Source organism: Geodermatophilus sp. SYSU D01106 (assembly GCF_054049995.1).
The window spans coordinates 37152-55778 of record NZ_JBJGYM010000027.1; the positions used below are offsets into that span (position 1 = coordinate 37152).

Sequence of the window (18627 nt, forward strand, 5' to 3'; positions counted from 1 at the left end):
CCGCCGCGATGACCTCCGCGCAGCCCCAGAGCTGGCACGCCCGGCTGGCCGAGCTCGGCATCCGGCTGCCCCCGGTCGCCGCGCCGGTCGCCTCCTACGTCCCGGCCGTGCGCTGCGGCCAGCTGGTGTTCACCTCCGGCCAGCTGCCCTTCGTCGACGGCGGCCTGCGCCGCACCGGCAAGGTCGGCGGGTCGGTCGACCCCGAGGACGCCGCCGCCGACGCGAAGCTCTGCGCGCTCAACGCCCTGGCCGCCGTCGACGACCTGGTCGGCCTCGACCAGGTGGCCCGGGTCATCCGCGTCGTCGGCTACGTGGCCAGCGCGGAGGGCTTCAGCGGCCAGCCGCGGGTGGTGAACGGCGCCAGCGAGCTGCTCGGCAAGGTGTTCGGCGAGGCCGGCCGGCACGCGCGCAGCGCCGTCGGTGTCGCGGAGCTGCCGCTGGGGGCCCCGGTCGAGGTCGAGCTCACCGTCGAGCTGAGGGGATGACCGCGGCGGTCCGCCCGGCGGCCACGGTCCTGCTGCTGCGCGACGGCGGGGCGGGCCTGGAGGTCCACCTGCTGCGGCGCACCCGCGGCATGCCGTTCGCCGGCGGGATGACCGCCTACCCGGGCGGCGGCGTCGACCCGCGCGACGGCGACACCGACGTCGCCTGGACCGGTCCCTCGCCGGCGGAGTGGGCAGTGGCGCTCGGCTGCGACGAGCGGGTGGCCCGCGAGCTGGTCTGCGCGGCGGTGCGCGAGACGTTCGAGGAGGCCGGGGTCCTGCTCGCCGGCGAGCCCGGCGGCGACGTCGTCCCGGACGTGTCGGGCGACGAGTGGGAGACGCAGCGGCAGGCGCTGCTCACCCGCGAGCTGTCGCTGGCCGAGCTGCTGGCGGCCCGCGGCCTCGCGCTGCGCGCGGACCTGCTGCGGCCCTTCGCGCACTGGATCACCCCGCCGGCGGAGCCGCGGCGCTACGACACCCGCTTCTTCGCGGCGGCGCTGCCGGTCGGCCAGGAGGCGCGCGACGTCTCCGGCGAGGCCGACGAGGCCAGCTGGCTGACGCCGGAGGTCGCGCTGGCGGAGATGCGGGCCGGTACGCGGCCGATGCTGCCGCCGACGATCCACACGCTCGGCCAGCTCGCCCCGTTCGCGGACGTGGCGGCGGCGCTGGCGGGCAGCCCGCCGGAGCCGCTGCACCCGATCATGCCGGAGCTGGTGCGCACCCCGGAGGGCCGCTTCGCCGAGCTCCCCGACGGCACGCGGATCGGCCTGGTCGTGCCGCTCCCGTCCTAGGACCGCCGAACACGAGAGGCCCGGAACCGAGTCGGTTCCGGGCCTCTCGTGTACAGACGTCAGCGCGCGCGGCGGCGGAGGCGGTCCTCGTCCAGGACGACGACGGACTTGCCCTGCAGCTGGATCCAGCCGCGGTGCACGAAGTCGGCCAGCGCCTTGTTCACCGTCTCGCGGGAGGCGCCGACCAGCTGGGCCAGCTCCTCCTGCGTCAGGTCGTGCTTGACGCGCAGGCCGTCGGCCTCGCGGCTGCCGAAGCGGTCGGCCATCTGCAGCAGGGCCTTGGCCACGCGGCCGGGCACGTCGGTGAAGATCAGGTCGGCGACCGAGTCGTTGGTGCGGCGCAGCCGGCGGGCCAGCACGTGCAGGAGCCGCTCGCCGACCTCCGGGTGCGCCTCGATCCACGGGCGCAGCACCGACTGCGGCATCTTGGCCAGCTTCACGTCGGTGACCGCGGTGGCCGTGGCCGTGCGCGGGCCGGGGTCGAAGACCGACAGCTCACCGAACTGGTCGGACGGGCCCATGACGGCGAGCACGTTCTCGCGGCCGTCGGGGGAGCGGCGGGACAGCTTGATCTTGCCGCTCAGCACGATGTAGAGGCTGTCGCCCGGCTCGCCCTCGTTGAACACCACCCGGCCGCGGGGCAGCGTGATCGTCTCCAGACGGCTGGCGACCGGGTCGACGGCCTCCTCCGAGAGCCCCTGGAAGAGCCCCGACTGAGCCAGTACCTCGTCCACCACGTGTCGTCCCACCCCACCGTCTCGCGCTCCACCTGCGGGGCGAAGGCACCCGCATCCACGAGGAGTCTAGGCGGCTGTGCGACTCGTCACCCGTTCGGTGTGACGCGACGTGACCCGTCGGGGGGAGGAGGGCGGCCGGCGGTCCCCGCCCGCGCGGGCCGGACCGGCCCTCAGACCAGCGGTTCGGTGCTCTTCTGCACCCGCGAGCGGCGACGACGGCGCCAGCGCGCCATGGCCCGGCGGATGCCGGAGGCGGCCAGCGTGTCGACCTCACCCGGCGTCGCCGACTGCAGGAACTCGGCCACCTCGCGCGGCGACGTGGGCCGGCGCAGCGGTTCCTCCACGCGCTCCATCACCAGCAGGAACGCGATGACCATCGGCGGGAACAGGATGACGATCAGTGCGACCACGGTCACCTCCCGATCGGGTCGCCGGCTTCTGGCCTGCACCGCCATGGTGGCACGCGCCCGGGACCGTCGCCGGTGACGCCTACCCTCGACCGCGTGTCCTCGCCGGTATCCGAGCAGCCCTACGCGCGCCCCGCGGCGCGTCGCGCTCCCGCCCGCCGTCCGGCCGCCGTGCCGTTCGACCCCGACGAGACGCCGCTGGCGCGCACCCGCCGCGCCCGCCGCATGGCCCGCGAGCTCGCCGTGATCCACCCCGACGCGCACTGCGAGCTCGACTTCACCAACGCCTTCGAGCTGCTGGTCGCCACCGTCCTGTCGGCGCAGACCACCGACAAGACGGTGAACAAGGTGACGCCGGCGCTGTTCGCGCGCTACCCCGACCCGGTGGCGCTGGCCGCGGCCGACCGGGCCGAGGTCGAGGAGATCCTCAAGCCCACCGGCTTCTTCCGCGCCAAGGCGAACTCGGTGCTCGGGCTCGCGCAGGCGCTGGTCGAGCGCTTCGACGGCGAGGTGCCCGGCCGCATGGCCGACCTGGTGACGCTGCCCGGCGTCGGCCGCAAGACGGCGAACGTCGTCCTGGGCAACGCCTTCGACGTCCCCGGGCTCACGGTCGACACCCACTTCGGCCGGCTCGTGCGCCGCTTCGGCTGGACCGCCGAGGAGGACCCGGTCAAGGTCGAGGCCGAGATCGCCGAGCTGGTCCCCAAGCGCGACTGGACGATGTTCAGCCACCGCGTGATCTTCCACGGCCGGCGGGTCTGCCACGCCAAGAAGGCGGCCTGCGGGGCGTGCGGCCTGGCCCGCTGGTGCCCCTCCTACGGCATCGGCCCCACCGACCCGGAGCTGGCGCTGAAGCTGGTCAAGACGCCCGCGGCGTCGGACACCGAGTGAGCGCCGGGCGGCGTGCGGCCGCGCTGCTGCTCGGGGCGGTCGCCCTCCTGTCGGCCTGCACCGCCTCCGCCGACGAGCCGGCCCCGGAGCAGCGGGCGACGGTCGCCTCGACCGAGACCGACCTGGCGCCCTGCCCGGAGCAGCCCGACGAGCCCGCGACCGGGGACCTGGCCGGGGTCGCACCCCTCGAGTGCTTCAGCGGCGGCACGCTCGACCTCGGCCGCGCCCCGGGTGTGCCCACCGTGCTGAACCTCTGGGCCAGCTGGTGCGGGCCCTGCCGCGAGGAGCTCCCGCTGGTGCAGGAGCTCGCCGACCTCGGCGGCGACCGCGTCCGCGTGCTCGGGGTCATCAGCCAGGACGGCGTGCCGCAGGCGGCGTCGTTCGCCGACGACTCGGGCGTCACGCTGCCCGGCGCCTTCGACCGCGACGGCGAGGTCGCGGCGGCGCTGGGCCTGCAGGGGCTGCCGCACACGGTGTTCCTCGCGGCGGACGGATCCGTGGCCTCCGTGAAGCTGGGCCCGGTCGCGTCGACCGACGAGCTGCGGGCGCTGGTCGCCGAGCACCTCGGGGTGCAGCTGTGACCGGCGTGCTCCCCGGCGCCGACACCTCCGACCTCCCCGGATGGCTGCAGCGGCTCCTGGCCGCCTCCGCCGACCTGCCGCTGCGCCACCGCTTCCCGTCGGTCACCGGCACGCCGCGCCGGTCGGCCGTCCTCGTGCTGTTCGGCGAGGGGCCGCGCGGCCCCGACGTCCTGCTCATCGAGAAGTCCGCCCGGCTGCGCACGCACGCGGGCCAGCCCGCCTTCCCCGGCGGCGGCGCCGACGCGGGGGAGGACTACCCCGTCACCACGGCGCTGCGCGAGGCCCAGGAGGAGGCCGGCGTCGACCCGGCGGGCGTGCGGGTGCTCGCCACGCTGCCCGAGCTCTTCCTGCCCTACTCCGACAACCTCGTCGTCCCGGTCGTGGCGTGGTGGGACGAGCCCGCCGACGTCGTGGTCGGCGACCCGCGCGAGGTGGCACGTGTGGCCCGCGTGCCGCTCGCCGACCTCACCGACCCGGCCAACCGGTTCCGCGTGCGCCACCCGGCGGGCTACGTCGGCCCGGCGTTCGACGTCGCCGGGATGGTCGTGTGGGGCTTCACCGGCGGGCTGATGGAGGCGATCCTCGAGGCCACCGGCCTGGCCCGGCCGTGGGACGTGCGCGACGTGCGGCCGCTGGAGGCCGTCGCGCCGCGCCCCGAGGCCGCGCCGGGCTCGCTGGGGGAGGGCGGGGCGGAGGACGCCGCCGCGCCGAGCGTCGCCGACGTCGCGGCGGACGGGCCCCCGGCAAGTACGGTTCCGCGGCGATGAGGACGCCGACGACCGCGATCTGGACGCGCCGCGCCCCCGCGGCACTGGCCGGCGCGGTGCTCGCCGCCGGCGTGCTGGCCGGCTGCGGTTCCGGCGACGGCGGCGCCGCCGCGCCGTCGTCGACCCCGGACGCCTCGCTCGGGCAGGTGACCGTCGCCGAGGACGGCGTCCAGGAGGTCACCATCCAGACGCCGGACGACTACGTCTTCGTGCCCGACACCTTCACCGTGGCGCCGGGTCGGGTGCGGCTGACCGTCGAGAGCACCGCCACCCAGGCCACGCACAACTTCCGCTTCACGCCCGGCCAGGGCCCCGAGGAGATCGCCGAGGAGATCCCGCTGCTCGCGGCGGGGGCCACCGAGACGATCGAGTTCGAGGTCGCCGCGCCCGGCGAGCACCCCTTCGAGTGCAGCTTCCACGTGCAGCTCGGCCAGGTCGGCGTCATGACCGTGCGCGGCTGAGCCATGTCGCTGGTCGACCTGCTCCTCATCGCCCTCGCCCTGGTCTTCGCCTTCTCCGGGTTCCGCCAGGGGCTGGTGGTCTCCGCGACGTCGTTCCTCGGGTTCCTCGGCGGCGCGGTGCTCGGTGCCCAGCTCTCCGGCCCGGTGGCCGACCGGCTCGACAGCACGCCGGTCACCCGCGTGTTCGCGGCGCTGGTCGTGGTGCTCGCCGGGGCGCTGCTCGGGCAGGTGCTGGCGGGCGCGGTCGGCCGGGCCGTGCGGCGGCGGGTCACCTGGGAGCCGGCCGAGGTGCTCGACTCGGTGGCCGGCGCCGTCGTCTCGGCGGTGGCCGTGCTGCTGGTCGCGTGGATGGTGGCCAGCCCGCTGGCCACCGCGCCGTTCCCCCAGGTGGCCGGGCAGGTGCGCCAGTCGGCGCTGGTGCAGGCCGTGGACCGGGCGGTGCCCGACAGCGTGCGCTCGGTCTACGACTCGCTGCGCGAGGCCATCGACCGGCGCGGGCTGCCCGACGTGCTCGACCCGCTCACCCCGACCCAGGCCCGCGAGGTCGACGCGCCCGACCCGGCGCTGGCCGGCAGCCCGGTGGTCGGCCAGGTCAGCGGCTCGGTCGTGAAGATCAGCGGCATCGCGCCGTCGTGCTCGCGGCAGATCGACGGGTCGGGCTTCGTCTACGCGCCGGGCCGGGTGATGACCAACGCCCACGTGCTCGCCGGCGTCAGCGACCCGGTGGTCGAGGCGGAGGGCGAGGAGTACGAGGCGACCCCGGTGTACGTCGACGAGGAGGTCGACGTCGCCGTGCTCGCCGTCCCCGACCTGCCGCAGGTGCCGCTGGCCTTCGCCGCGGGCGTCTCGGACACCGGCGACGACGCGATCATCATGGGCTACCCCGGCGGCGGCCCGCTGTTCGTCGGCGCCGCCCGGGTGCGCGACCAGGGCCCGATCAGCGGCCCTGACTTCCGCAACACCCGGACGGTGCAGCGCGACGTCTACGCGCTGTTCGGCGACGTGCGCTCGGGCAACTCCGGCGGCCCGCTGTTCGACCCGGCCGGCCAGGTCATCGGCGTCGTGTTCGCCTCGGCGATCGACGACCCGACCACCGGCTACGCGCTCACCGCGCAGCAGGTCGCCCCGGCCGCGACGGCGGGTGCGGCGGCCACCGCGGCCGCCGACACCGGCCCCTGCGAGTGACTAGCGCGCCCAGTCGCGGACCGCGCGGGTGACGTCGGCCGCCGCCTCCTCGGGCGGGAAGTGGCCGACGCCCGGCAGCTCCCGCCACTCGTAGGCGCCGGCCACGTACCGGCCCGAGCCGCGCGCGGTGCCCGGCAGCACCAGCGGGTCGGCCGACCCGTGCAGCTGCAGCGTCGGCGCGGTCACCGGCGCGGCCATCCGGCGGGCGTAGCGCAGGCCGTCGGGGCGCACCTGGGAGCGGCCGGCCCAGCGGAAGTACTCCATCGACCCGTAGGCCGCCTGCGGGATGCGCGCCGCCGAGCGGTAGCGCTCGACGGCCTCGGCGAAGTCGGCGGTGTGCGTCCACTCCGGCCCCGCCCAGTTGCGCAGGAACTCCGCCACCGGGTCGTCGTCGGCGCGGGTGAGCCGCCGCTCGGGCAGCCGCGGCAGCTGGAAGCCGAGCACGTGCCGCAGCGCCCGCCGCTGGGCGCGGTCGCGCAGGCCCGCCCGCAGCAGCCGCGGGTGGGCCATCGAGACGACGACGAGCCGGCGGACCACCCGCGGGTGCAGCGCGGCCATCGTCCAGGCCACGAGCCCGCCCCAGTCGTGGCCGACGACGACGGCGTCCTTCTCGCCGAGCGCGCGCACCAGCGCCGCGACGTCGCCGGCCGCGGTGGGCAGGTCGTAGCCGCGCGGCGGCTTGTCGCTGGCGCCGTAGCCGCGCAGGTCGGGCGCGACGGCGCGGAAGCCGGCGTCGGCGAGGGCGGGCAGCTGCGCCCGCCAGGTCCACCAGAACTGCGGGAACCCGTGCAGCAGCAGGACCAGCGGGCCGGACCCCGCCTCGGCGAGGTGCAGCCGGACGCCGTTGGCCGAGGCGTCGCGGTGCAGCCAGGGGCCGGGCAGCAGGACGCTGGTGGCGTCGGGCCGCTCGTCGGCCGGGACGCCGCCCGGCCGCCCGCCGGCCGCGCTCAGACCAGGTAGGTGTCGGGGGAGCGCCGCTCGACGCGCCCGTTGCTGACCGTGGGCAGCGCGCGGCGGCGGGCGCCGGGCGCCTCGCGGTGCATGACGTCGGGCAGCTCGCGCAGCGACTCCATCGTCCGCTCGGGCTTGTCGATCTTCTTGAGCATCCGCAGCCCGATGAGCGCGGCCACCCCGGCGACGAGCAGCAGCCCGACGGTGACGATCAGGTAGGACACCCAGCGGGGCAGGCCCAGCCAGGTCAGGAACTCGGCGATGGTGACGAACAGGTAGATCCCGGCGAAGGCCAGGAGCACCCCGGCGGCGGCGAAGAGCCCGACGCTCACGCCGGCCTTCTTCGCCGAGCGGCCGATCTCCGACTTCGCCAGCTCGATCTCCGCGCGGATCAGCGTGGAGACGTCGGCCATGGCGCTCTGCACGAGCGCGCCCACCGAGGGGTCGTCGGCGGCGGAGCCGGCATGCCGCCCGGCGGGCTGGGTGGACGACGCGCTGTGGGCCACGGGGGCTCCTCCCTGGTGGGGCTCGGCGGGCGGCCGCGCGCGGCGGCCTGCCGGTGATCGTCCCCCATGATCGCCGGACGCGCGCCCCGGCCTCCCCTGATCGTGCGGGGAGGCCGGGGCGGCGCGGTGCCCGCTCAGTCGTCGGAGCCGCTGCTCGCGGGGAGCTTCTCCTTGATCAGGTTCATGACCGAGGAGTCGGTGAGCGTGGTGACGTCACCGAGCTCGCGGTTCTCCGCGACGTCGCGCAGCAGGCGCCGCATGATCTTCCCGGACCGGGTCTTGGGCAGCTCCTGCACGACCATGATCTGCCGCGGCTTGGCGATCGGGCCGATGTCCCGCGCGACGTGGTTGCGCAGCGTCTGCACGAGGTCCTCGCCGGAGTCCTCGGCCGAGCCGCGCAGGATGACGAAGGCGACGATGCCCTGCCCGGTGGTCGGGTCCGACGCCCCGACGACGGCGGCCTCGGCCACGGTCGGGTGGCCCACCAGCGAGGACTCGACCTCGGTGGTCGAGATGCGGTGCCCCGAGACGTTCATGACGTCGTCGACCCGGCCGAGCAGCCAGATGTTGCCGTCGGCGTCCTTCTTGGCGCCGTCGCCGGCGAAGTAGACGTTCGTCCCGAACCGCGACCAGTAGGTGTCGACGTAGCGGTCGTCGTCGCCCCAGATGGTGCGCAGCATCGACGGCCACGGCTCGGTGAGCACCAGCAGGCCGGTCGAGTCGTCGCCGAGCTCGTTGCCCTCGTCGTCGACGACCTTCGCCGAGATGCCGGGGAACGGGTGCTGCGCGGAGCCGGGGACGAGGTCGGTGACGCCGGGCAGCGGGGTGATCATGTGCGCGCCGGTCTCGGTCTGCCACCAGGTGTCCATGATCGGGCAGCGGCCGCCGCCGATGTTCTCGTGGTACCAGAGCCACGCCTCGGGGTTGATCGGCTCGCCGACCGAGCCGAGCAGGCGCAGCGAGGTCAGGTCGAAGCCGGCGGGGATGTCCTCGCCCCACTTCATGAACGTCCGGATCACCGTGGGGGCGGTGTAGAGGATCGTCACACCGTACTTCTGGATGAGCTCGAACCAGCGGCCGCGGTGCGGCGTCTCCGGCGTCCCCTCGTACATCACCGACGTCGCCCGGTTGGCCAGCGGCCCGTAGACGATGTAGCTGTGGCCGGTGACCCAGCCGACGTCGGCGGCGGTCCAGTAGACGTCGGTGTCGGGCTTGAGGTCGAACGTCGCCCAGTGCGTGAACGCGACCTGGGTGAGGTAGCCGCCGGAGGTGTGCAGGATGCCCTTGGGCTTCGCCGTCGTGCCCGAGGTGTACATGATGTAGAGCGGGTGCTCGGCGTCGAACGCCTCGGGCGTGTGCTGCGGCGACTGCCGGTCGACGACGTCGTGCCACCACAGGTCGCGGCCCTCGGTCCACTCGACGTCCTGCTCGGTCCGCTTGACCACCAGCACGTTGCGGACGCCCGGGCTGCGGCCGACGGCGTCGTCGACGGCGGGCTTGAGCGCGCTCGGCGCCCCACGGCGGTAGCCGCCGTCGGCGGTGATGACCAGGACGGCACCGGCGTCGTCGAGCCGGCTGGCCAGCGCGTCGGCGGAGAAGCCGCCGAAGACGACCATGTGCACGGCGCCGATGCGGGCGCAGGCCAGCATCGCGACGACCGTCTCGGGGATCATCGGCATGTAGATGGCGACGCGGTCACCGGCCTGCACGCCGAGCTCGAGCAGCGCGTTCGCGGCCCGGCAGACGTCCTCGGTGAGCTGGGCGTAGGTGAGCGTGCGGGTGTCGCCGGGCTCGCCCTCCCAGTGGTAGGCCACCTGGTCGCCGTGGCCGGCCTCCACGTGCCGGTCGAGGCAGTTGTAGGCGACGTTGAGCTTCCCGCCGACGAACCACTTGGCGAACGGCGGCTTGCTCCAGTCGAGCACCTCGTCCCACTCCTGCGCCCAGCTCAGCCGGCGCGCCTGGGTCTCCCAGAAGGCCAGGCGGTCGCGGTCGGCCTCGGCGTACACGTCCGGGCCGACGTTCGCGGCGGCGGCCAGCTGCTGCGGCGCCGGGAAGCGGCGGCCCTCCGGCCCGGTCGACTCGCTCACGTGGGGCTCCCTCCGTCTCGGGTCTGGTCCGCCGCCGGGAGGGCGGCGTGTGCCAGCACACACCGTAGGGCCCCCGGGACCGCGCGGCGCGGCCCTGTGCGGCCGGGCTGTGGCGGTCTCGCGGACACTGGCCCGGTGGACGGCGGACCGCAGGCGGCGGTGGCGGCCCGGGTGCCCGGCGCGGCCGGCCTCGGCCTGCTCGCGCCACCCGCCGCGCGCCGGGTCCCGGCGGCCCTGCTGGCCGACCCCGGGTGGACGGCGGAGCGGGTGGCCGCGCTGGGCGCCCGGCACCGCAGCGCCGACCGGCGGGCCCTCGCCACGGTGTGGTGGTACTCGGCGTCGGCGGTGCTGCTGACGCCGGTGGCCGCGGGCCTGGCCACCGGGCGCCCGCTGTCGGCGCGGCTGGCCGACACGACGCTGTACGAGGTCGGCGGCGTGCTGCTGGGCGGGGTGTCGTCGGCGCCGGCCGGGGACGACCCCGCCGGGGAGCTGCGCGCCTCGCTCGGGTCGGCGGTCGCGGCGGTGGCCGAGGCGGGCGGGATGCGGGAGCGGCCGCTGTGGGCGGTGGCCACCGACTCGCTGGCCGGCCGGCTGCTCGCCCTCGGCCGGGCGCTGGGCGACGTCGCGGCGGTGACCGCGCTGGCCGCGCCCGTCGCCGCCGCCGTCGGGCACCCGATGCCCGCGCCGCGGTACACCGAACTCGGCGGCACCCGGTTCGTGCGGCGGGCCTCCTGCTGCCTGCTGGTCCGGCTGCCCGGGCAGCCGATGTGCACCGCCTGCCCGGCCCGGGCCCCGGAGCACCGCCGCCTGCTGCTGGAGGACGCCGCCGGCCTCTGGTGAGGCTCAGGGCAGGAACAGCATCGAGTCGCCGAACTCGTGCCACAGGTACCCGCCCTCGGCCGCGGCGCGGTAGGCGCGGGCCACCAGGTCCCCGCCGGCCACCGACCGCAGCAGCTGCAGGTGGCTCGCCTCCGGCGCGTGCAGCCCGGTGAGCAGGCCGGTCACCGCGCGCGCCGGCCGCTCCGGGCCGAGGACGAGGTCGGTCCAGCCCTCGCCGGGGCGGGTCACGCCGTCCTCGCCGGTGACGGTCTCCAGCGCCCGGGTGACGGTGGTGCCGACGGCGACCACCCGCCGCCCGGCGTCCCGCGTCGCCGTCACCAGCCGGGCGGTGACCTCCGGGACGCGGTAGCGCTCGGGCGCCGGCGGCTCGTGGACCTCCGGGCTGGAGACACCGGCGTGCAGCACCAGCGGGACCACCGGGACGCCCCGGGCCATCAACCGGACGAGCAGCCGGTCGGTGAACGGGCGCCCGGCGCTGGCGTTCTCCGCGCTGCCGGGCTCGGTGGCGTAGACGTTGCGGACGTCGGCGAGGGCCACCGGCGCCGTCAGGTACCCGTAGCGCACCGGCTCGCCGTGCCGCGCGAGGTACGCGGGCACCGCCACCGCGGGGGTCGCGTGCGCGCGCCACAGCCGCCCGGGGGTCCCCGGGTCCGGGAAGCCCGCGCGCAGCACCAGGCGCACCCCGCCGGGCAGGTCGAGCGCGGTGCCGGGCTCCAGCCGCGTCTCGGGGCCGTCGTCGTCCGGGCGGCGCACCTCGACCACCCACGAGCCGTCGTCGAGCGTCGTCGACACGTGCAGCGGCGTCGGCGAGCCGTCGGCGCGGCGGGCGGTCAGCCGGGCGGGCAGCGTCGCGGACGTGTTCACGACCAGCAGGTCGCCGGGCTCCAGCAGGTCGGGCAGGTCGCGGAAGCGGGCCGAGGTGAGGCTGCCGGGGCGGACGGCCAGCAGTCGCACGCCGTCGCGGGCCAGGCCCCGGCGCTCCGGCGGCCCGGTGGCCACCGAGCCCATCGGCACCGGTGCGTGCGACGCGGCCGCGGCGGTCACGGCCGCGCCGCCGGCATCAGGTCGGCCAGCCGTACCCGCGGGCCCGCGACGTCGCCGTCGAGCAGGTCCAGCAGCGCGGCCGCGACGTCGGCCGGATCGGCCAGGCCGGCGGGGTCGGCGCCGGGATCGGCGGCGGCGTGCATGTCGGTGGCCATGTCGCCGGGGTCGACGGCGAGCACGCGCAGGCCGGGGTGCTCGACGGCGAGGACGGCGGTGAGCAGGTCCAGCGCGGCCTTGCCGGCGCCGTAGCCGCCCCAGCCCTCGTAGGCCTCGACGGCGGCGTCGCTGCTCACCGACACGACGGTGCCGCAGGCAGGCTCGAGGGCCGGCAGCGCGGCCTGCACCAGCGCGAGCGGGGCGACGGCGTTCACCCGCAGCACCTCCTCGAACGCGGCGGGCGGGAGGTCGGCGAGGCGCGGCAGCGGCGCCGGGCCGAGGGCGGAGGCGTTGAGCACCAGCAGGTCGAGCCGGTCGCCGGCGGCACGGGCGAGGGCGGCGCGGTGGGCGGGGTCGGTGACGTCACCGGGTAGCGCGGTCACCAGGTCGCGGTGGGGGAGGGCGCCGACGGCGGCGGCGAGCCGGGCGGCGTCGCGGGCGTCGACGACGACGCGCGTGCCGCGGCGTGTCAGGGCGGCGGTGAGGGCCAGGCCGAGCCCGCGGGAGGCGCCGGTGACCAGGGCGGTGGGTGTCATGGGGCTACGCTCTGACCTGAAGTCGACTTGAGGTCAAGGGGGCGCCGTGGAGCTGCTCGCGATCGGGGAGGTGGCCGCCCGCTCGGGCCTGGCCCACTCGGCCCTGCGCCACTACGAGGCCGAGGGCCTGATCAGTGCCGAGCGGTCACCGGGCGGCGCGCGCCGCTACCGGCGCTCGGTGCTGCGCCGCCTGGCCTTCGTCCGCGCGGCCCAGAACGTCGGGTTGTCGCTGCCGGAGATCCGCGCGGCGCTGGCCTCGCTGCCCGACGGGCGCACCCCGTCGGCCCGCGACTGGGAGCGGCTCTCGCGCGACTGGCGCGACCGGCTCGACGCGCAGATCGCCGCGCTGGAGCAGCTGCGCGACGGGCTGACGTCGTGCATCGGCTGCGGCTGCCTGTCGCTGGGCTCCTGCGCGCTGTCCAACCCCGGCGACGTCGCCGGCCGCGAGGGCCCGGGTGCCCGCCGGCTGTCCCCGCTGCTGCGCCGGCTGCCCCCGGCCGGGCGGGCCGCCGTCCCCGCCGTCCCTCGCGCTCCGGAGCCGGGGAGGCGATGATCCGGGCGGGAGCGCGCCGACGACGGAGGGGGAGAGCCGAGTGACCGTCATGCCCGCTGCCTTCATCGGCCACGGCAACCCGATGAACGCGCTCGAGCGCAACCGCTACACCGAGGCCTGGGCGGCGCTCGGCCGCGCCGTCCCGCGCCCGCGCGCGATCCTCGTCGTGTCGGCGCACTGGTACGTGCACGCCACGGCGGTGACCGCGATGCCGCGGCCGCGCACCATCCACGACTTCTTCGGCTTCCCGCCGGAGCTCTTCGACGTCGAGTACCCGGCGCCCGGCCTGCCCGAGCTGCAGGAGCAGGTGGCCGACGTCGTCGCCCCCACCTGGGTGGGCGCCGACGTGGACAGCTGGGGCATCGACCACGGCGCCTGGTCGGTGCTGCGGCACGCCTTCCCCGACGCCGACGTCCCGGTGGCGCAGCTGTCGATCAACGCCCTCAAGGGCGCCGACCACCACTTCCAGATGGGCGCGGCGCTCGCGCCGCTGCGCGAGGACGGCGTGCTGGTCGTCGGCAGCGGCAACGTCGTGCACAACCTCGGCGGGGTCAGCCGGGCCATGCCCGACGCCGGCTTCGACTGGGCCCGGCGCTTCGACGACGCCGCCCGCGAGTGCCTGCTCACCGACCCCGCGTCGGTGACCCGGCTCGACGGGCACCGCGACTTCGACCTCGCCGTCCCCACGCCCGACCACTTCCTGCCGCTGCTGTACCTGGCGGGCATCGCGGCGGCCACGGGCACGACGGCGGACGTCCTCGTGGACGGCTACGCGTACGGCTCGCTGTCGATGACCTCGTACACGGTCGGCATGCCCGCGACCCCGGCCGGGGGCACCGGCTTCGCCGCGCCGCTGCCGGACGAGCCGCCGCCGGACGGCGCCAACATCTGAGCGGGGTCACCGGTTCGCTCCGGAGCGTGACGGCGGACCGGGAGGACGGAGGGGTCCGTCACCGATCGATGTCACGGTCGTTGCCCCCGGGACGGGAGCGCCGCTCCTGTCCCGACGTCCCCTGGGGGTCCCGTTGTCGCCGTCCTCGCACCGCTCCCCGACCCGCAGGCCGCGCGGCCGCCGGGCGCTGCTCGTCACCGGTCTGGTCGCCGCGGTCGTCGGGGTGCCCGGCGTGGCCGCGGCCGCACCGGGTGACGCGCCGGCGAACCCGCTCGAGGAGGTCGTCGCCACGCTCGAGCAGGCGGTCACCGGGCAGGGCGGGGAGCAGCGGGGCGGCGACGACGCCGCCCCGCCGCCGGCCCCCGGCGCCGACGCGCTGCCGCTGCCGCTGCCCGGCGCCGGCGCCGGTGCCGGCGCCGGTGCCGGCGAGCAGCCGCCCGCCGGACCGGCCCCCGCGGAAGAGGAGGGCCCGGTGCCGCCGCTCCCGCAGGAGCTCGTGTCCGGCCTGCAGTCCGCGCTCACCCCCCTCGGCGTGCCGGAGCACTGCGTCCAGGGCGTGGCCGACGGCGTCCGGGGCCTGCTGGACGGGGTGCTGTCGCAGGACCCGGCGGCGGCGGTGCAGGACCTGATCGCGGGGCTGCAGGGCGCGCTGACCGGGCTCGCGTCCGGGCAGCCGCCGGCGCTCGACCCGGCCACCCTCGGTCCCGCCGCCGGGCAGGTGGCCACCGACGTCGAGGAGCTGCTCGCCGCCTTCCAGGCCTGCCTGCCCGCGCTGCCGGCCGCTCCCGGGACGCCCGCGCCGGAGCCGGCGCACGAGGCGCCGCCACCGGCCGCGCCCGCCGCGGCGTCGGCGGGCGAGCACCCCGTGCGGTACCTGGGCTACGCGCCGACCGGCGGCGACGGGGCCGTGGAGACCGTCGCGGCCTCCCGGTCCGACGACGCCGGTGGCGTGCCGCTCGCGCTGCTCGGCGGCGGCGTGCTGGTCGCCGGCGCCACCGGCGCCGCCGTCTCCCGGGTGCGGTCCCGTGCGATCCGTCGCCCGTGAGCTCTCCGGCCAGCGGCTGCCGCTGCTGACCTTCCTCGTCGTGCTGCTCGCCGGGGCCGGGGTGTTCGTCTGGACCGGGCGCCCGGCGGCCGACGCCGCGGCGCCGCCGGCGGTCTCCCTCCCGGCCGTCCCGGCGACCGGGGAGGTGCCCGCGCTCCCCGCCGCCGGCGCCCCGGCCGACGGGCCCGTCGTCCCGGCGCGCATCGCCATCCCGGCCATCGGCGTCGACACCGCCGTCGAGAGCCGCGGCACCGTGCGGTACGAGAACCCCTTCACCGGGGAGGCCGTCGACGGCTACGGGGTCCCGGCGTCGATGCGGACGACGTCGTGGTGGTCCGACGGGCCCGCGCCCGGCTCCGGGCGGATGGCCGTCCTGCTCGGCCACGCCGGGGCGGACGGCGGCGCCGTCTTCGACCCGCTGCCCGGACTGTCCGCCGGCGACGAGGTGGTGCTCGTCGACGCCGGCGGCGCGGTGCTCCGGTTGCGGGTCCTCGGCGAGCCGGTGACCGGCCTGGACAAGGCCACGCCGGCGCTGGCCGAGGCGCTGGAGGGCCACCCGGAGGGCGCCGACCTCGCACTGGTCACCTGCAGCGGGGAGTACGACGAGGAGGCCGGCGCCAGCGAGGACAACACCGTCGTCTTCGCCGACCTCGTCTGAGCGTCAGCCGGCCGCGGCGGGGGGATCGGCCGGGCGGGCGGCGTCGCTGATCCGCGGGAACGGCCGGGTGGAGAAGACGACCTCCACCGGCAGCCCGAAGAACTCCGCGATGCGCAGCGCCAGGTGCAGGCTGGGGTTGTACTCGCCGCGCTCCAGGTAGCCGACCGTCTGGTAGTGGACGCCGAGCGCGTCGGCCAGGTCGCGCCGGGTCACCCCCTGCTCGGCGCGCAGGAGGGCGATCCGGTTGAAGACCGCGTCGCGGTCGCCGCTCACCGCACCCACTGCAGCGACGCCTCGCGGGCCGCCTCGACCGTGGAGCCGGACTGCCGGCGGGCCATCCGGCGCAGCACCCGCGGGGTGACCAGCGCGCCGGCCACGGCCCAGGCGGCGAGCACCAGCACCGTCAGCCCGGTGCGCCAGGAGTCGCCCACCTCGAGGGTCACCGCCGCGTCGGGGAGGAAGGCCGACCGCAGGCCCAGGCCGATCCAGTAGACGGGGAAGACCTGCGCGAGGCCCTGCACCCAGCCCCACAGCGCCTGCAGCGGGAAGAAGATCCCCGAGATCGCGGTCAGCGTGAGGATCGGCAGCATCCCCCAGGTGCCCACCTTCTGCGTGCCGGGCACGACCGAGCCGAGCACCATGCCGAGCGGCAGCGTGGCCAGCAGACCCAGGACGACGACCCACGCCACGGTCAGCCAGCCGGCGGCCCCGCCGGACATGAGCCCGTCGAACAGCAGCAGGCTCGGCACGAGGATGGTCAGCAGCGAGGGCAGCAGGCTCAGCGAGTGGTAGGTGAGCTGCCCGGTCACGTAGCCCTGCATGCCGTGCGGCAGCGCCTTGTGCCGCAGCAGCGTGCCGTCCTCGCGCTCCATCGCCAGGGCGAACGCCGGGCCGATGACCACCCCGAAGGCCACCAGGGCGCCGAGGATGCTCGGCAGTGCGTAGGTCGGGTAGAAGATCCCCGAGTCGCCGATCTCGTTGTCCCGGTTGAACCACAGCAGCAGCACCGTGCCGACCGCCGTGAACAGGTAGAAGCCCTGGTCCTGCGGGCTGCGGACGCTCTGCAGGAACTCCGTCCAGCCGCGGCGCAGGCCCAGGCCGATCGCGTGCCGGGTCGGGTTCATCGCACGACCTCCTCGAGCACCGGCCGGTTCCGGGCGCCGGACTCGAACCGCTGCACCATGGCCAGGTAGGTGTCCTCGAGGCTCGCCCGCCGCACCTCGAGGTCGGTGAGCTCCCCGCCGTGTTGCTCGAACAGGCGGCGGACGAAGGGGACGACGTCGTCGGTCGGGTGCACGAAGCGCTCGGCGCCGCAGGCCCAGCGCACCTCCGACCTGCCGGCGACCTGGCGGCCCAGCTCGTCGGCGCTGCCGTCGGCGACGATCCGGCCGCCGGCCAGGATGAGGATCCGGTCGGCCAGCTTCTCCGCCTCGGCGAGATCGTGCGTGGTCAGCAGGATCGTGGTGCCCTCGAGGTCGGACAGCCGGTGCACCAGGTCGTGGAAGTCGCGCCGGGCCTGCGGGTCGAAGCCCGCCGTCGGCTCGTCGAGGAACAGCAGCTCGGGGCGGCCGATGATGCCCACCGCGACGTCGAGCCGGCGCCGCTGGCCGCCGGAGAGCCCGACGATCTTGCGGTCGGCGTGCTCGGTGAGCCCGACGGTGTCCAGCAGCCAGCCGACCTCGTAGGGCCGCGGCCGCTGGGGCGTGGAGTACGGCGCGTAGTAGTCGCCGAGCTGGGTGAGCAGGCGGCGCGGGGTCCAGCGGGCGTGGTCGCGCCAGGACTGCAGCACCACCCCCACCCGGGCCCGCCAGGCGTCGCCGGCCCGCATCGGGTCCTCGCCGAGCACCCGGACGGTGCCCGCCGAGGGGGCGCGGAAGCCCTCCAGGATCTCGATCGTCGTGGTCTTGCCCGCGCCGTTGGGGCCGAGCAGGCAGACCACCTCGCCCGCGGAGACGGTGAGGTCGACGCCGGTCAGCACCTCGTTCGTGCCGTAGGCCATCCGCAGGCCGCGGACGTCGACCACCGGGTCGTCGGGACTGTCGGGACGGGGCATCGTCGCCTCCGATCTGTCGGTGGCGAGATAGTAGGACTGCTACATCCGCAGTGGCAACGCTACGACGGCGCGGCGAGCGCGACGCGCGCCAGCGCGTCGGCCCACAGCCGGCAGGCGGCCGCGCCGGGGTGGAAGCCGTCGTCGGCGAACAGGCCCGGCCCGTCCAGCGGCGGCGCCGGCGCGTGCCGGACCCCGGGCCGCGACAGCCCGGCCAGCGCGGCGTCGAGGTCGCGGGCCTGCCGGGCGAGGACGCCGCGCAGCGGCTGCGGCAGGGTGGGGAAGCGGCCGAGGTCGGGCAGCCCGGCGAGCACGGTGACCCCGCCGGGCGCGGTGAGCGGGGCGAGCGCGTCGAGCAGGGCGGTGACGTCGCGCAGCCAGGCGGCGGGCGAGCGCAGCCGCAGCGTGTCGTTGACGCCGAGCGCCACCAGGACGACGTCGGCCGGCAGCCCGGCGAGCCCCGGCACCAGCCGCGGCGTGGCCTGCGCCGCCGTCGTGCCGGTGCGGGCCGACAGCCGCCAGCGCACCTCCCGCCCGCTCGCCGCGGCCAGCGCCGCGGCGAACCGGCCGGCCAGCGCGTCCTCCTGCCGGGCCACCCCGACCCCCGCGGCGGTGGACTCGCCGAGCACCGCCGCGGTGAGCGGCGGCCCGTCCCCGGGGACGCTGCCGGGGACGCTGCCCGCGCGGGGGCCCGCCGCCTCCGGCAGCACCGGCGTCCGCCGCCGCACCCCGGCGCCCTGCACGAGCAGGAGCGGGGCGAGCGCGAGCGCCGTGCCCCTCACGCAGCCGCCCTCACGCCGTCGGCGGGTCCAGCCGCGGCGCCAGCCCGACGACGTCGCCGACCACCCACACCGCCGGCGGCCGGATGCCCTCGTCGGCGAGGGTCCGCGCCAGGCCGGCCAGGGGGGGGGGGGGGGGGGGCGGGGGGGGGGGGGCGGGGGGGGGCGGGGGGGCGCCCCGGCGGCGGGGGGGGCGGGCGGCGGGGGCCCCCGCCGCCGGGCGTGCCG

General features: G+C 76.8%; 23 protein-coding genes. 12 read left to right on the forward strand and 11 right to left on the reverse strand.

Annotation, left to right across the window (positions count from 1 at the left end):
* The first annotated feature begins 8 nt into the window (after positions 1–8).
* Both ACI78R_RS21055 and ACI78R_RS21060 read left to right on the forward strand, forming a co-directional pair.
* Positions 9–485, forward strand: coding sequence for a RidA family protein (locus ACI78R_RS21055; RefSeq protein WP_073418181.1), 477 nt, complete (start codon positions 9–11; stop codon positions 483–485).
* Positions 482–1273 carry an NUDIX hydrolase gene (locus ACI78R_RS21060; protein WP_457042155.1) on the forward strand — a complete coding sequence of 264 codons (792 nt, stop codon included), beginning with the start codon at positions 482–484 and terminating at the stop codon, positions 1271–1273. The genes ACI78R_RS21055 and ACI78R_RS21060 overlap by 4 nt, the downstream gene beginning before the upstream one ends.
* Positions 1274–1332: 59 nt before the next feature.
* Here the strand turns inward: ACI78R_RS21060 and ACI78R_RS21065 are convergent, their stop codons facing one another.
* Positions 1333–2007 carry a Crp/Fnr family transcriptional regulator gene (locus ACI78R_RS21065; protein WP_073418184.1) on the reverse strand — a complete coding sequence of 225 codons (675 nt, stop codon included), beginning with the start codon at positions 2005–2007 and terminating at the stop codon, positions 1333–1335.
* Positions 2008–2180: 173 nt separating this feature from the next.
* A complete protein-coding gene (locus ACI78R_RS21070) occupies positions 2181–2420 on the reverse strand; it encodes a hypothetical protein (RefSeq protein WP_083628424.1) in 240 nt (79 codons plus the stop codon).
* Between the two features lie 93 nt (positions 2421–2513).
* Here ACI78R_RS21070 and nth point away from each other — a divergent pair, with 93 nt between their 5' ends.
* From nth to ACI78R_RS21095, 5 genes are read left to right on the forward strand one after another with little or no spacing between them, the layout of a single operon-like run.
* Positions 2514–3308 (forward strand): endonuclease III, encoded by a 795-nt coding sequence (nth, locus tag ACI78R_RS21075; protein ID WP_073418188.1) that lies wholly within the window; start codon positions 2514–2516, stop codon positions 3306–3308.
* The gene (locus ACI78R_RS21080) at positions 3305–3889 is read left to right on the forward strand and encodes a TlpA family protein disulfide reductase (protein ID WP_457042156.1); all 585 of its coding nucleotides are present in this window, start codon (positions 3305–3307) and stop codon (positions 3887–3889) included. The genes nth and ACI78R_RS21080 overlap by 4 nt, the downstream gene beginning before the upstream one ends.
* Entirely contained in the window at positions 3886–4656 is a 771-nt protein-coding gene (locus ACI78R_RS21085; RefSeq protein ID WP_245794231.1) for an NUDIX hydrolase, read from the forward strand. The genes ACI78R_RS21080 and ACI78R_RS21085 overlap by 4 nt, the downstream gene beginning before the upstream one ends.
* Entirely contained in the window at positions 4653–5117 is a 465-nt protein-coding gene (locus ACI78R_RS21090) for a cupredoxin domain-containing protein (RefSeq protein WP_457042157.1), read from the forward strand. Before ACI78R_RS21085 ends, ACI78R_RS21090 begins: the two co-directional genes overlap by 4 nt.
* A 3-nt stretch (positions 5118–5120) precedes the next feature.
* Positions 5121–6302: a MarP family serine protease gene (locus ACI78R_RS21095; RefSeq protein ID WP_073418192.1), complete on the forward strand. Its 1182-nt coding sequence runs from the start codon at positions 5121–5123 to the stop codon at positions 6300–6302.
* Here ACI78R_RS21095 and ACI78R_RS21100 read toward each other — a convergent pair whose 3' ends face one another.
* The 3 genes from ACI78R_RS21100 to acs all read right to left on the reverse strand — a co-directional run bounded on the left by ACI78R_RS21100 (position 6303) and on the right by acs (position 9846).
* Positions 6303–7253 carry an alpha/beta fold hydrolase gene (locus tag ACI78R_RS21100; RefSeq protein WP_457042168.1) on the reverse strand — a complete coding sequence of 317 codons (951 nt, stop codon included), beginning with the start codon at positions 7251–7253 and terminating at the stop codon, positions 6303–6305.
* Positions 7250–7759 carry a phage holin family protein gene (locus ACI78R_RS21105; protein WP_336030320.1) on the reverse strand — a complete coding sequence of 170 codons (510 nt, stop codon included), beginning with the start codon at positions 7757–7759 and terminating at the stop codon, positions 7250–7252. Before ACI78R_RS21105 ends, ACI78R_RS21100 begins: the two co-directional genes overlap by 4 nt.
* Positions 7760–7893: 134 nt before the next feature.
* On the reverse strand, positions 7894–9846 hold the full coding sequence (gene acs, locus ACI78R_RS21110) for an acetate--CoA ligase (RefSeq protein WP_457042158.1): 1953 nt from the start codon (positions 9844–9846) through the stop codon (positions 7894–7896).
* A gap of 135 nt (positions 9847–9981) precedes the next feature.
* On the opposite strand from acs, the gene ACI78R_RS21115 reads away from it, so the two are divergent.
* Positions 9982–10686 carry a (2Fe-2S)-binding protein gene (locus ACI78R_RS21115; protein ID WP_457042159.1) on the forward strand — a complete coding sequence of 235 codons (705 nt, stop codon included), beginning with the start codon at positions 9982–9984 and terminating at the stop codon, positions 10684–10686.
* A 3-nt stretch (positions 10687–10689) separates the two neighbouring features.
* On the opposite strand, the gene ACI78R_RS21120 is transcribed toward ACI78R_RS21115, so the two are convergent.
* Positions 10690–11730, reverse strand: a complete 1041-nt coding sequence (locus ACI78R_RS21120) for an S-adenosylmethionine:tRNA ribosyltransferase-isomerase (protein WP_457042160.1) — start codon at positions 11728–11730, stop codon at positions 10690–10692.
* Complete coding sequence (locus ACI78R_RS21125) at positions 11727–12422, reverse strand: SDR family NAD(P)-dependent oxidoreductase (protein ID WP_457042161.1); 696 nt, start codon at positions 12420–12422, stop codon at positions 11727–11729. The genes ACI78R_RS21120 and ACI78R_RS21125 overlap by 4 nt, the downstream gene beginning before the upstream one ends.
* Positions 12423–12468: 46 nt before the next feature.
* Between ACI78R_RS21125 and soxR the strand changes: the two genes are divergently transcribed.
* From soxR to ACI78R_RS21145, 4 genes are all read left to right on the forward strand, one after another.
* Positions 12469–12975 (forward strand): redox-sensitive transcriptional activator SoxR, encoded by a 507-nt coding sequence (gene soxR / locus ACI78R_RS21130; RefSeq protein WP_457042162.1) that lies wholly within the window; start codon positions 12469–12471, stop codon positions 12973–12975.
* A 49-nt stretch (positions 12976–13024) separates the two neighbouring features.
* On the forward strand, positions 13025–13867 hold the full coding sequence (ygiD, locus tag ACI78R_RS21135; protein WP_457042169.1) for a 4,5-DOPA-extradiol-dioxygenase: 843 nt from the start codon (positions 13025–13027) through the stop codon (positions 13865–13867).
* A 133-nt stretch (positions 13868–14000) separates the two neighbouring features.
* Positions 14001–14912: a hypothetical protein gene (locus ACI78R_RS21140; RefSeq protein ID WP_457042163.1), complete on the forward strand. Its 912-nt coding sequence runs from the start codon at positions 14001–14003 to the stop codon at positions 14910–14912.
* Positions 14893–15570 (forward strand): class F sortase, encoded by a 678-nt coding sequence (locus ACI78R_RS21145; RefSeq protein ID WP_457042164.1) that lies wholly within the window; start codon positions 14893–14895, stop codon positions 15568–15570. Before ACI78R_RS21140 ends, ACI78R_RS21145 begins: the two co-directional genes overlap by 20 nt.
* A gap of 3 nt (positions 15571–15573) precedes the next feature.
* Here ACI78R_RS21145 and ACI78R_RS21150 read toward each other — a convergent pair whose 3' ends face one another.
* Genes ACI78R_RS21150 through ACI78R_RS21165 form a run of 4 tightly spaced genes read right to left on the reverse strand, consistent with a single transcriptional unit; the run spans position 15574 to position 18402 of the window.
* Entirely contained in the window at positions 15574–15843 is a 270-nt protein-coding gene (locus tag ACI78R_RS21150) for a helix-turn-helix transcriptional regulator (protein ID WP_454556100.1), read from the reverse strand.
* Entirely contained in the window at positions 15840–16694 is an 855-nt protein-coding gene (locus tag ACI78R_RS21155; protein WP_457042165.1) for an ABC transporter permease, read from the reverse strand. The genes ACI78R_RS21150 and ACI78R_RS21155 overlap by 4 nt, the downstream gene beginning before the upstream one ends.
* Complete coding sequence (locus ACI78R_RS21160) at positions 16691–17623, reverse strand: ABC transporter ATP-binding protein (protein WP_457042166.1); 933 nt, start codon at positions 17621–17623, stop codon at positions 16691–16693. Before ACI78R_RS21160 ends, ACI78R_RS21155 begins: the two co-directional genes overlap by 4 nt.
* A gap of 59 nt (positions 17624–17682) precedes the next feature.
* Positions 17683–18402, reverse strand: a complete 720-nt coding sequence (locus ACI78R_RS21165; protein WP_457042167.1) for an SGNH/GDSL hydrolase family protein — start codon at positions 18400–18402, stop codon at positions 17683–17685.
* Positions 18403–18627: the final 225 nt, after the last annotated feature.

Coding starts and splice junctions, on each gene's coding strand:
- ACI78R_RS21055 (WP_073418181.1), top strand. CDS start 9: ATGACCTCCGCGCAGCCCCAGAGCTGGCACGCCCGGCTGGCCGAGCTC.
- ACI78R_RS21060 (WP_457042155.1), top strand. CDS start 482: ATGACCGCGGCGGTCCGCCCGGCGGCCACGGTCCTGCTGCTGCGCGAC.
- ACI78R_RS21090 (WP_457042157.1), top strand. CDS start 4,653: ATGAGGACGCCGACGACCGCGATCTGGACGCGCCGCGCCCCCGCGGCA.
- ACI78R_RS21095 (WP_073418192.1), top strand. CDS start 5,121: ATGTCGCTGGTCGACCTGCTCCTCATCGCCCTCGCCCTGGTCTTCGCC.
- ACI78R_RS21125 (WP_457042161.1), bottom strand. CDS start 12,422: ATGACACCCACCGCCCTGGTCACCGGCGCCTCCCGCGGGCTCGGCCTG.
- ygiD (WP_457042169.1), top strand. CDS start 13,025: ATGCCCGCTGCCTTCATCGGCCACGGCAACCCGATGAACGCGCTCGAG.
- ACI78R_RS21155 (WP_457042165.1), bottom strand. CDS start 16,694: ATGAACCCGACCCGGCACGCGATCGGCCTGGGCCTGCGCCGCGGCTGG.
- ACI78R_RS21160 (WP_457042166.1), bottom strand. CDS start 17,623: ATGCCCCGTCCCGACAGTCCCGACGACCCGGTGGTCGACGTCCGCGGC.